This is a genomic window from Vibrio sp. QJM3NY_21, assembly GCF_057785975.1.
Genome location: NZ_CM173513.1, coordinates 22,177 through 34,355 on the forward strand (window position 1 = coordinate 22,177; position 12,179 = coordinate 34,355).

Below are 12,179 nucleotides of genomic sequence, written 5' to 3' on the forward strand. Positions count from 1 at the left end.
TAACATTGTGCGATGGCACAGATCCTCTAACCGTTATTATTCACGCGTGATACACTTCGCCGCTCTTAATAATTAAGTCAACGATATGAATGAACAGCCCTATTTAATACCGTCAGCATCGGCTCTGTTTGAAGAAGAGATAAAGAAGAGCGTCTTCATTACTCAGCTTGCTCATACACCAAGTGTAGAAGTTGCTAAACAGTTCGTAGAGCAGGTAAAAAAAGAGCATTCTTCAGCGCGACATAATTGTTGGGGGTTTGTGGCAGCGCGACCGGAAGACTCTATGAAATGGGGTTTTAGTGATGATGGCGAACCATCTGGTACTGCGGGTAAGCCTATCTTGGCGCAGTTATCGGGTTCAGGTGTTGGTGAATTAACGGCTGTTGTGACTCGTTATTCTGGCGTAATCAAGCTCGGAACGGGTGGTTTGGTTAAGGCTTACGGTGGAGGAGTACAACAAGCTCTCAAGCTGCTTCAAACTATCGAGAAAAAAATAACCACAAAATTACGGCTAGAGTTAGACTATAGCTTCGTGCCAATTGCACAATCTATTATGGCTCAGCATCAGGCTGTTGAGGTCCAAGCGGATTATGGTGTTCAAGTTGAGCTTATCATTGAGATAGAGCTCCTGCAGGTAGATTCGTTTACCCAGACCATGATCAATAAAAGCGGTGCCAAGGCACTGGTAACGAAAGTTAAAGACAACTAGGAAGTTTGAAGCATTTCGCTTCGTTCAATAGCTCATGCAATTTCGCTCAATTATTCGAATCGTCGGATTATTATTAGCACTTTTTAGTGTATCAATGCTCGCACCTGCGCTCGTCGCACTTATCTATAGAGATGGTGCGGGTGTGCCATTTGTGACGACTTTTTTCGTTCTATTATTCTGTGGGGCAACTTGTTGGTTCCCCAACCGACGATATAAACATGAGTTGAAAGCGCGTGATGGCTTTCTTATTGTTGTGTTGTTTTGGACGGTAATCGGCAGTGCGGGCGCATTGCCGTTTTTGATCGCCGATAACCCGAACGTTTCGGTTACCGATGCTTTCTTCGAATCGTTTTCTGCATTAACAACTACAGGTGCAACAGTTATTGTTGGCCTCGATGACCTACCTAAGGCAATTCTATTTTACCGCCAGTTCCTGCAATGGTTCGGTGGTATGGGTATCATCGTATTGGCGGTCGCCATCCTTCCTGTTCTCGGTATCGGTGGTATGCAGTTATATCGAGCTGAAATCCCAGGCCCAGTCAAAGACAGTAAGATGACTCCGCGTATTGCTGAAACTGCGAAAGCACTTTGGTATATCTACCTGAGTTTAACTATTGCCTGTGCCGTGGCGTTTTGGCTTGCCGGTATGAGTTTCTTTGATGCTATCAGCCATAGCTTCTCTACGATTGCGATTGGTGGCTTCTCGACTCACGATGCGAGCATGGGCTATTTCAACAGTCCTGCTATCAACATGATTACGGTCGTGTTCCTCCTTATATCAGCATGTAACTATTCACTTCACTTTGCGGCATTTGCTTCAGGTGGTGTGCATCCTAAGTATTATTGGAAAGATCCTGAGTTTCGCGCCTTTATCTTTATTCAAGTTGTACTGTTCTTAGTTTGTTTCTTATTGCTACTTAATCATCACTCTTACGATTCGTATTACGATGCTTTCGATCAAGCGCTGTTCCAGACAGTATCTATTTCAACAACCGCAGGCTTCACCACCACCGGTTTTTCTGAGTGGCCGTTATTCTTACCTGTACTGCTTCTGTTCTCTTCTTTTATAGGTGGCTGTGCAGGTTCAACGGGCGGTGGTATGAAAGTCATTCGAATCTTATTGCTTACTCTGCAAGGTGCTCGTGAAATGAAGCGTCTTGTTCACCCGCGTGCTGTCTATACCATCAAGGTTGGCGGTTCTGCGTTACCACAACGTGTTGTTGATGCGGTTTGGGGCTTCTTCTCTGCATACGCATTGGTTTTTGTGGTTTGTATGTTGGCTCTTATTGCTACTGGGATGGATGAGCTGAGTGCTTTCTCTGCCGTAGCGGCAACATTGAATAACCTTGGCCCGGGCTTAGGTGAAGTGGCAATGCACTTCGGCGATGTGAATGATAAGGCCAAATGGGTGTTGATCGTATCTATGCTGTTTGGTCGTTTAGAGATATTCACCTTATTAATTTTATTGACCCCTACGTTTTGGCGTAGCTAAGGACAACATTGTGGCAAAAGCTCTATTTTTGTATTCAAGCCGTGAAGGGCAAACCAAGAAAATCTTGAACTATATAAAAGAAGAAATGAATGAGTTCGAATGTGAGCTTCAAGATCTGCACACTGTTAGTAATGTCGACTTTGCTCAGTACGACAGAGTATTGATTGGTGCATCTATTCGTTACGGCCACCTTAATAAGAAGCTATACCAGTTTATTGATGCCAATCTTGCTCAGTTGCAATCAAACAAGGTCGCTTTCTTCTGCGTTAACTTAACGGCTCGTAAAGAAGACCAAGGTAAAGATACTCCTGAAGGTAGCGCTTATATTAAGAAGTTTCTTCTCAAGTCACCGTGGCAGCCGACTTTGATCGGTGTATTCGCGGGTGCCCTCTATTACCCTCGTTATAACTGGTTCGATAAAACCATGATTCGCTTCATTATGAATATGACAGGTGGAGAAACGGATACAACCAAGGAAGTTGAGTACACGAACTGGGAAAAAGTCTCTTTATTCTCTAAGAAACTGCAAGAGATGTAAGAGAAAAGCCTACTTTTGAGGCGTTTTGTGCTCTTTTTAATCGAACGAATAAAAAAACGAGAAAAACTTCAAAAAGGGCTTGCCAGTGTGATCGAAATCTCTATAATGCGACCTCGTTGAAACGGGAAGGCTTCGTAAGAAACCAAAACAAATCAGCAGGTCAAATTAGCCAAGCTAAGCGCTTGAAAAAAGTTTTGAAAATAGTGGTTGACACTAAAACTTAAATCGCTAAAATGGCCGTCCGATTTGAGCGAAGCTCAAAAAGGAAAAGCTCTTTAACAATTTAAACCTATCAATCTGTGTGGGCACTCGTTGATGAATATCAAAATGTTTTATCGTTAGATAAAACAGATTCTTCGGAATCAAAATTGATTTCAATGAACTGAGTGACCAATACGTTTAACTACTTGTAGTTATTCGGCACAGTCAATTCATTACCATTCTGTTGGAATGGTAATAGCTTTAGAATTACATGTTCATCAATCTTTTTCGAAAGAGCGAATGAATATTAGTTTTGAAGTCAGTATTCGTTGAGTCACAAAATCTTAAATTGAAGAGTTTGATCATGGCTCAGATTGAACGCTGGCGGCAGGCCTAACACATGCAAGTCGAGCGGAAACGACACTAACAATCCTTCGGGTGCGTTAATGGGCGTCGAGCGGCGGACGGGTGAGTAATGCCTAGGAAATTGCCTTGATGTGGGGGATAACCATTGGAAACGATGGCTAATACCGCATAATGCCTACGGGCCAAAGAGGGGGACCTTCGGGCCTCTCGCGTCAAGATATGCCTAGGTGGGATTAGCTAGTTGGTGAGGTAATGGCTCACCAAGGCGACGATCCCTAGCTGGTCTGAGAGGATGATCAGCCACACTGGAACTGAGACACGGTCCAGACTCCTACGGGAGGCAGCAGTGGGGAATATTGCACAATGGGCGAAAGCCTGATGCAGCCATGCCGCGTGTATGAAGAAGGCCTTCGGGTTGTAAAGTACTTTCAGTTGTGAGGAAGGGTGTGTAGTTAATAGCTGCGCATCTTGACGTTAGCAACAGAAGAAGCACCGGCTAACTCCGTGCCAGCAGCCGCGGTAATACGGAGGGTGCGAGCGTTAATCGGAATTACTGGGCGTAAAGCGCATGCAGGTGGTTCATTAAGTCAGATGTGAAAGCCCGGGGCTCAACCTCGGAACTGCATTTGAAACTGGTGAACTAGAGTGCTGTAGAGGGGGGTAGAATTTCAGGTGTAGCGGTGAAATGCGTAGAGATCTGAAGGAATACCAGTGGCGAAGGCGGCCCCCTGGACAGACACTGACACTCAGATGCGAAAGCGTGGGGAGCAAACAGGATTAGATACCCTGGTAGTCCACGCCGTAAACGATGTCTACTTGGAGGTTGTGGCCTTGAGCCGTGGCTTTCGGAGCTAACGCGTTAAGTAGACCGCCTGGGGAGTACGGTCGCAAGATTAAAACTCAAATGAATTGACGGGGGCCCGCACAAGCGGTGGAGCATGTGGTTTAATTCGATGCAACGCGAAGAACCTTACCTACTCTTGACATCCAGAGAAGCCAGCGGAGACGCAGGTGTGCCTTCGGGAACTCTGAGACAGGTGCTGCATGGCTGTCGTCAGCTCGTGTTGTGAAATGTTGGGTTAAGTCCCGCAACGAGCGCAACCCTTATCCTTGTTTGCCAGCGAGTAATGTCGGGAACTCCAGGGAGACTGCCGGTGATAAACCGGAGGAAGGTGGGGACGACGTCAAGTCATCATGGCCCTTACGAGTAGGGCTACACACGTGCTACAATGGCGCATACAGAGGGCAGCAAGCTAGCGATAGTGAGCGAATCCCAAAAAGTGCGTCGTAGTCCGGATTGGAGTCTGCAACTCGACTCCATGAAGTCGGAATCGCTAGTAATCGTGAATCAGAATGTCACGGTGAATACGTTCCCGGGCCTTGTACACACCGCCCGTCACACCATGGGAGTGGGCTGCAAAAGAAGTGGGTAGTTTAACCTTTCGAGGAGGACGCTCACCACTTTGTGGTTCATGACTGGGGTGAAGTCGTAACAAGGTAGCCCTAGGGGAACCTGGGGCTGGATCACCTCCTTATACGAAGATAGTCACGATGAGTGTCCACACAGATTGATTAGGTTTAGAAAAGCAAAGAGAAGAAGAACTCCCAAGGTTCTTCAAAGTTTGTTTCTACTTTTTAAAGTAGAGATAAATTGCAGTGTCCCGTTCGTCTAGAGGCCTAGGACACCGCCCTTTCACGGCGGTAACAGGGGTTCGACTCCCCTACGGGATACCATTGGGTCGTTAGCTCAGTTGGTAGAGCAGTTGACTTTTAATCAATTGGTCGCAGGTTCGAATCCTGCACGACCCACCATTTCCTCCCAAGGAAATAAAAATATGGGGCTATAGCTCAGCTGGGAGAGCGCCTGCCTTGCACGCAGGAGGTCTGCGGTTCGATCCCGCATAGCTCCACCATTCTTTCTCCATGAAGGAATTAAAACTATCATGGGCGATTAGCTCAGTTGGGAGAGCACCTGCCTTACAAGCAGGGGGTCACTGGTTCGAGCCCGGTATCGCCCACCATCTTTAAGCATTCTCGTAAGAGAGTATTTAGAAATGGTTTTGAAAGTTTAAAACTTGAAAAACTCTTGCTCTTTAACAATTTGGAAAGCTGACTGATTGATTACTTACGAGTAATTCAATCAAATTTAAAAGTTCTCAATGTTTATCTTTCATTAGATAAACACAACAAACACATTCAAGTGTCTTGTATTCGAATCAATGTTTACATTGATTCACAATTGAGTCCGGCAAACAGTTATCAAGAATTAACCCTTCTTGATGACAACCAAAAACCTTGGTTAGTTGCCATACGCTTATTTGTCTTCACTTTTTAAAGTGAAAGCAAATAGAAACCCTTTCGGGTTGTATGGTTAAGTGACTAAGCGTACACGGTGGATGCCTTGGCAGTCAGAGGCGATGAAAGGCGTAATAACTTGCGATAAGCCCAGATTAGGTAGTAATAACCTTTTGAGTCTGGGATTCCTGAATGGGGAAACCCACTTGCATAAGCAAGTATCCTGTTGTGAATACATAGCAACAGGAGGCAAACCGGGGGAACTGAAACATCTAAGTACCCCGAGGAAGAGAAATCAACCGAGATTCCGAAAGTAGCGGCGAGCGAAATTGGATTAGCCCTTAAGCTTTTAATGAGACAGACGAAGGCTCTGGAAAGTGCCGCAATAAAGGGTGATAGCCCCGTAGTCGACATCTCATAATCAGTGAAAACGAGTAGGGCGGGACACGTGATATCCTGTCTGAATATGGGGGGACCATCCTCCAAGGCTAAATACTACTGACTGACCGATAGTGAACCAGTACCGTGAGGGAAAGGCGAAAAGAACCCCTGTGAGGGGAGTGAAATAGAACCTGAAACCGTGTACGTACAAGCAGTAGGAGCACCTTCGTGGTGTGACTGCGTACCTTTTGTATAATGGGTCAGCGACTTAATTTTAGTAGCAAGGTTAACCGTTTAGGGGAGCCGTAGGGAAACCGAGTCTTAACTGGGCGTACAGTTGCTAGGATTAGACCCGAAACCAGGTGATCTAGCCATGGGCAGGTTGAAGGTTGAGTAACATCAACTGGAGGACCGAACCGACTAATGTTGAAAAATTAGCGGATGACTTGTGGCTAGGGGTGAAAGGCCAATCAAACCTGGAGATAGCTGGTTCTCCCCGAAAGCTATTTAGGTAGCGCCTCGGACGAATACTACTGGGGGTAGAGCACTGTTAAGGCTAGGGGGTCATCCCGACTTACCAACCCTTTGCAAACTCCGAATACCAGTAAGTACTATCCGGGAGACACACGGCGGGTGCTAACGTCCGTCGTGGAGAGGGAAACAACCCAGACCGCCAGCTAAGGTCCCAAAGTATAGCTAAGTGGGAAACGATGTGGGAAGGCTCAGACAGCCAGGATGTTGGCTTAGAAGCAGCCATCATTTAAAGAAAGCGTAATAGCTCACTGGTCGAGTCGGCCTGCGCGGAAGATGTAACGGGGCTAAGCTATACACCGAAGCTGCGGCTACGTACCTTAGGGTATGTGGGGTAGGGGAGCGTTCTGTAAGCCGTTGAAGGTGTGCTGTAAGGCATGCTGGAGGTATCAGAAGTGCGAATGCTGACATGAGTAACGATAAAGGGAGTGAAAAACTCCCTCGCCGGAAGACCAAGGGTTCCTGTCCAACGTTAATCGGGGCAGGGTAAGTCGACTCCTAAGGCGAGGCCGAAAGGCGTAGTCGATGGGAAACGGGTTAATATTCCCGTACTTCTTACAATTGCGATGGGGGGACGGAGAAGGCTAGGTGGGCCTGGCGACGGTTGTCCAGGTTCAAGTACGTAGGCGGAAAGTTTAGGTAAATCCGGACTTTCATTAACGCTGAGATACGATGTCGAGCTACTACGGTAGTGAAGTCATTGATGCCATGCTTCCAGGAAAAGCCTCTAAGCTTCAGATTGTAAGGAATCGTACCCCAAACCGACACAGGTGGTCGGGTAGAGAATACCAAGGCGCTTGAGAGAACTCGGGTGAAGGAACTAGGCAAAATGGTACCGTAACTTCGGGAGAAGGTACGCTCTTATCAGTGAAGTCCCTTGCGGATGGAGCAGACGAGAGTCGCAGATACCAGGTGGCTGCAACTGTTTATTAAAAACACAGCACTGTGCAAAATCGTAAGATGACGTATACGGTGTGACGCCTGCCCGGTGCCGGAAGGTTAATTGATGGGGTTAGACTTCGGTCGAAGCTCTTGATCGAAGCCCCGGTAAACGGCGGCCGTAACTATAACGGTCCTAAGGTAGCGAAATTCCTTGTCGGGTAAGTTCCGACCTGCACGAATGGCGTAATGATGGCCACGCTGTCTCCACCCGAGACTCAGTGAAATTGAAATCGCTGTGAAGATGCAGTGTACCCGCGGCTAGACGGAAAGACCCCGTGAACCTTTACTACAGCTTGGCACTGAACATTGAACCTACATGTGTAGGATAGGTGGGAGACTATGAAATTGCGTCGCTAGATGTGATGGAGTCGTCCTTGAAATACCACCCTTGTAGTTTTGATGTTCTAACGTTGGTCCCTGAATCGGGATTACGGACAGTGCCTGGTGGGTAGTTTGACTGGGGCGGTCTCCTCCCAAAGAGTAACGGAGGAGCACGAAGGTGGGCTAAACACGGTTGGACATCGTGTGGTTAGTGCAATGGCATAAGCCCGCTTGACTGCGAGAATGACAATTCGAGCAGGTGCGAAAGCAGGTCATAGTGATCCGGTGGTTCTGAATGGAAGGGCCATCGCTCAACGGATAAAAGGTACTCCGGGGATAACAGGCTGATACCGCCCAAGAGTTCATATCGACGGCGGTGTTTGGCACCTCGATGTCGGCTCATCACATCCTGGGGCTGAAGTCGGTCCCAAGGGTATGGCTGTTCGCCATTTAAAGTGGTACGCGAGCTGGGTTTAGAACGTCGTGAGACAGTTCGGTCCCTATCTGCCGTGGGCGTTGGAAAATTGAAAGGGGCTGCTCCTAGTACGAGAGGACCGGAGTGGACGAACCTCTGGTGTTCGGGTTGTCATGCCAATGGCATTGCCCGGTAGCTAAGTTCGGAATCGATAACCGCTGAAAGCATCTAAGCGGGAAGCGAGCCTTGAGATGAGTTTTCCCTGGCACTATAAGTGTCCTAAAGGGTTGTCGTAGACTACGACGTTGATAGGCAGGGTGTGTAAGTGCTGCGAGGCATTGAGCTAACCTGTACTAATTGCCCGTGAGGCTTAACCATACAACACCCAAGGGGTTTTGTGGACTCAGAAGTACCAGACCTTGAATGAGTTTGAAGAGAAACTTTTATAGCTCTATTAAATAGAGAAGCAGCTTTCCGAATTTTAAAATTTGCTTGGCGACCATAGCATTGTGGACCCACCTGATTCCATGCCGAACTCAGAAGTGAAACACAATAGCGCCGATGGTAGTGTGGGGTTTCCCCATGTGAGAGTAGGACATCGCCAGGCTTTAAATATCGTTACCTGTGTATGCATGTAACAACATCTACAGTGTACTAATCTGTTGATGACAATTTGTTGGAGGGATGGCTGAGTGGTCGAAAGCACCGGTCTTGAAAACCGGCAACCGTTAATAGCGGTTCTAGGGTTCAAATCCCTATCCCTCCACCACCATTGAAAAGCCCGCTGAGAAATCAGCGGGCTTTTTTCATATTTGTCGTTTAGAAAAACAAAAAAGAGCACTAACGTGCTCTTTATCTGTGACTCCACACCGGCTTGTTATCACTTATAGATAACTAGTCTTGGAGGTATTTACCTTCAGCGACCTGCCAAAATGCTCTAATTAAAGGATTTTCTAACTGCGATCGCTTACAGCACACTCCCAATTCAAACGGCTTGATTGGCTCTATTTTTAAGCGGTCGACTTTATCTCTCACAGGGCTGTTGTTAATTACAACGTCTGGCGCGATACCAACCCCACAACCAAGAGCAACCATACTTACGATCGCTTCATGACCTGATACCTGAGCGTAAATGTTGGGCTTTATCTTCATCTTTTTGAACCACGCGTTCGCACGTTCTCGTGCAGTACCTGCTTCTGGGATGATAAAAGGTACTTCATTCCAGTTTGGTTTATCTGATTGCAGCTGCTGGCTAAAACTACTCACACCGGATGGGATGATGACTGACAGTGGTATATCGCTGATGGTTTCGAACTCTAATCTTGAGGGAAGAATGTCTGGCTTCGCTGAGATAGCGATATCTGCTTCATCATTTAAAATTTTGTCGATAGATTGAGCCGGATCGCCTGTAGAGAGCTTAAATTCAATGTACGGATGAATAGCTCTGAATTCTGTTATGAGCTCAGGTAGATGGCTGTAACTAGCCGTTACCGAGCAAAATATGCGAATTTCACCTTTAAGTTCTTGCTCACCACCTTTCAGGTGAAGATTGTATTGCTGCCACTCTCCAACGATGCTTAATGCTACTGGCAATAGGTGCTTTCCTGCTGGAGTGAGATCAACACTGCGGTTATCTCTGATAAGCAATTCTTGCCCCGTTTCTTCTTCAAGTTTTTGTACCTGACGACTAAGTGCTGAAGGACTGACGTGCATAGCAGCAGCGGTTTTGCTGAAACTTTTGCTATCACATAAATGTATAAATAATTGTAGAGATTTTATGTTCATGTTTTGCGATCGTTTCCATGTTGCATTTATTGCAATAACTAATTGTGAATATATCACTTTCAGCAACGGAGTGTCTGTTTTAGTATGAAGTCATTCGATAGAGAGATATCGACCTTACGGACTTATTTTTAAAGGAGTGCCCTAGAATGGCTAACTATTTCAATACATTAAACCTTCGTGAACAACTTGACCAATTGGGTCGTTGCCGCTTCATGGATCGTGAAGAATTCACGACAGAAGCTGAATATCTTGAAGGTAAGAAAATCGTAATTGTTGGTTGTGGTGCTCAAGGCCTAAACCAAGGTCTGAACATGCGTGATTCTGGCTTAGACGTATCTTACGCTCTACGCCAAGCGGCAATTGATGAAAAGCGTCAATCATTCAAAAACGCTGATGAAAACGGCTTTGTTGTGGGTAGTTACGAAACGCTAATCCCTCAAGCAGATCTAGTTATCAACCTTACTCCAGACAAGCAACATACAAACGTTGTTGAAACAGTAATGCCTCTAATGAAGCAAGGCGCTGCTCTTGGTTATTCTCATGGCTTTAACGTTGTTGAAGAAGGCATGCAATTACGTTCTGACCTTACGGTTGTTATGGTTGCGCCTAAGTGTCCTGGTTCTGAAGTACGTGAAGAGTACAAGCGTGGCTTCGGTGTACCAACACTGATCGCTGTTCACCCAGAAAATGACCCTAAAGGCGAAGGTTGGGATATCGCTAAAGCTTGGGCTGCTGGTACTGGCGGTCACCGTGCAGGTTGCCTAGAGTCTTCTTTCGTAGCTGAAGTTAAATCTGACCTTATGGGTGAGCAAACTATTCTTTGTGGCATGCTTCAAGCGGGTTCTATCGTATCTTACGAGAAGATGATTGCTGACGGTATTGAACCAGGTTATGCAGGTAAACTTCTACAATATGGTTGGGAAACGATCACTGAAGCACTTAAGTTCGGTGGCGTAACTCATATGATGGACCGTCTATCTAACCCAGCTAAAGTTAAAGCGTTTGAGCTTTCTGAAGAGCTAAAAGATCTAATGCGTCCGCTTTACAACAAGCACATGGATGACATCATCTCTGGCCACTTCTCTAGCACTATGATGGCTGACTGGGCGAACGATGACGTGAACCTACTAGGCTGGCGTGAAGAGACAGGTGAAACTGCATTCGAAAACTACCCAACTTCTGACGTAGAAATCTCAGAGCAAGAGTACTTCGATAACGGTATCCTAATGGTTGCTATGGTTCGTGCTGGTGTTGAGCTAGCATTCGAAGCTATGACAGCATCTGGCATCATCGATGAGTCTGCTTACTACGAGTCTCTACATGAGCTTCCACTAATCGCAAACACAGTTGCTCGTAAGCGTCTTTACGAAATGAACGTTGTAATCTCTGATACAGCTGAGTACGGTAACTACCTATTCGCAAACGTAGCAACACCACTACTACGCGAGCAGTTCATGCCTTCAGTTGCAACTGACGTAATCGGTCGCGGTCTAGGTGAAACATCTAACCAAGTAGATAACGCGAAGCTAATTGAAGTAAACGAAGCTATCCGTAACCACCCTGTAGAGTACATTGGTGAAGAGCTACGTAGCTACATGAGCGACATGAAGCGTATCGCTGTAGGCGGTTAATTAGTCGCTTAGATACTGACAAATTTGCAGAAAAAGCGAAGCAGTATCACTAACTCCTTACAGGTTGGAGTTATAAATAAGCAACACAACATCTAATAAAAAGGCTTGGTCGCCGTTGACCAAGCCTTTTTGCTTTTAGTAACAAAGTCTTAAAAATCAATTAAATGAACATTGTTTGATCAATCTTCGTCGACTTTTAGTTCTTGATTGATCTTCAGAAATACAAAAGGGTTGGTGCTTTCACACCAACCCTTTCAGTTTTCTTGCTTTACGCTTACTTGTCGGCAATCTTTGCTTCTAAGTCCGTTAGCTTTTGTTCCATTTCAGTCAGCTTTTGGCGAGTGCGCAGTAGTACTTGTGTTTGAACATCAAATTCTTCACGGCTTACAACGTCTAGCTTGTTCAGTTGGCCTTGGATAACCTGACGAACTTTTTGATCTACGTCTGAACCAAGCTCTTTTACTGGTTGAGGCATAGAATCGTGGATCTGCTTAGCAATCTGCTCTAGTTTTTTTGGATCAAACATATCAATTAAAACTCCTGAATATTTATCACTATTCTATTTAATCACA

General features: G+C 46.0%; 6 protein-coding genes, 5 tRNA genes and 3 rRNA genes. 12 read left to right on the forward strand and 2 right to left on the reverse strand.

All coding sequences use genetic code 11. The features are described 5' to 3' along the window. The first annotated feature begins 85 nt into the window (after positions 1-85). The 11 genes from AC3CID_RS00095 to AC3CID_RS00145 all read left to right on the forward strand — a co-directional run bounded on the left by AC3CID_RS00095 (position 86) and on the right by AC3CID_RS00145 (position 8,960). Entirely contained in the window at positions 86-709 is a 624-nt protein-coding gene (locus tag AC3CID_RS00095) for a YigZ family protein (RefSeq protein ID WP_488526757.1), read from the forward strand. Between the two features lie 34 nt (positions 710-743). Next, positions 744-2,201 carry a TrkH family potassium uptake protein gene (locus AC3CID_RS00100; protein ID WP_010433127.1) on the forward strand — a complete coding sequence of 486 codons (1,458 nt, stop codon included), beginning with the start codon at positions 744-746 and terminating at the stop codon, positions 2,199-2,201. Between the two features lie 10 nt (positions 2,202-2,211). Further along, the gene (gene hemG / locus AC3CID_RS00105) at positions 2,212-2,739 is read left to right on the forward strand and encodes a menaquinone-dependent protoporphyrinogen IX dehydrogenase (protein WP_065104235.1); all 528 of its coding nucleotides are present in this window, start codon (positions 2,212-2,214) and stop codon (positions 2,737-2,739) included. Positions 2,740-3,286: 547 nt separating this feature from the next. After that, a 16S ribosomal RNA gene (locus AC3CID_RS00110) occupies positions 3,287-4,841 on the forward strand. 123 nt (positions 4,842-4,964) lie between these two features. Then, positions 4,965-5,040 (forward strand) — tRNA-Glu (locus tag AC3CID_RS00115). Positions 5,041-5,042: 2 nt separating this feature from the next. After that, positions 5,043-5,118, forward strand: a tRNA-Lys gene (locus AC3CID_RS00120). 25 nt (positions 5,119-5,143) lie between these two features. Further along, positions 5,144-5,219: transfer RNA gene (locus AC3CID_RS00125), tRNA-Ala, on the forward strand. A gap of 32 nt (positions 5,220-5,251) precedes the next feature. Beyond that, positions 5,252-5,327: transfer RNA gene (locus AC3CID_RS00130), tRNA-Val, on the forward strand. Between the two features lie 348 nt (positions 5,328-5,675). After that, positions 5,676-8,569 (forward strand): 23S ribosomal RNA (locus AC3CID_RS00135). A 113-nt stretch (positions 8,570-8,682) separates the two neighbouring features. Continuing rightward, positions 8,683-8,798 (forward strand): 5S ribosomal RNA (rrf, locus tag AC3CID_RS00140). Together the 16S, 23S and 5S rRNA genes with 5 tRNA genes alongside form the textbook arrangement of a ribosomal RNA operon. Positions 8,799-8,869: 71 nt before the next feature. Further along, positions 8,870-8,960 (forward strand) — tRNA-Ser (locus tag AC3CID_RS00145). Between the two features lie 125 nt (positions 8,961-9,085). Here AC3CID_RS00145 and ilvY read toward each other — a convergent pair. After that, positions 9,086-9,976 carry an HTH-type transcriptional activator IlvY gene (gene ilvY / locus AC3CID_RS00150; protein ID WP_054548024.1) on the reverse strand — a complete coding sequence of 297 codons (891 nt, stop codon included), beginning with the start codon at positions 9,974-9,976 and terminating at the stop codon, positions 9,086-9,088. 146 nt (positions 9,977-10,122) lie between these two features. On the opposite strand from ilvY, the gene ilvC reads away from it, so the two are divergent. Beyond that, positions 10,123-11,607, forward strand: a complete 1,485-nt coding sequence (gene ilvC, locus AC3CID_RS00155) for a ketol-acid reductoisomerase (protein ID WP_054548023.1) — start codon at positions 10,123-10,125, stop codon at positions 11,605-11,607. A gap of 274 nt (positions 11,608-11,881) precedes the next feature. Here the strand turns inward: ilvC and ubiK are convergent, their stop codons facing one another. After that, entirely contained in the window at positions 11,882-12,133 is a 252-nt protein-coding gene (gene ubiK / locus AC3CID_RS00160) for a ubiquinone biosynthesis accessory factor UbiK (protein ID WP_004735787.1), read from the reverse strand. Positions 12,134-12,179: the final 46 nt, after the last annotated feature.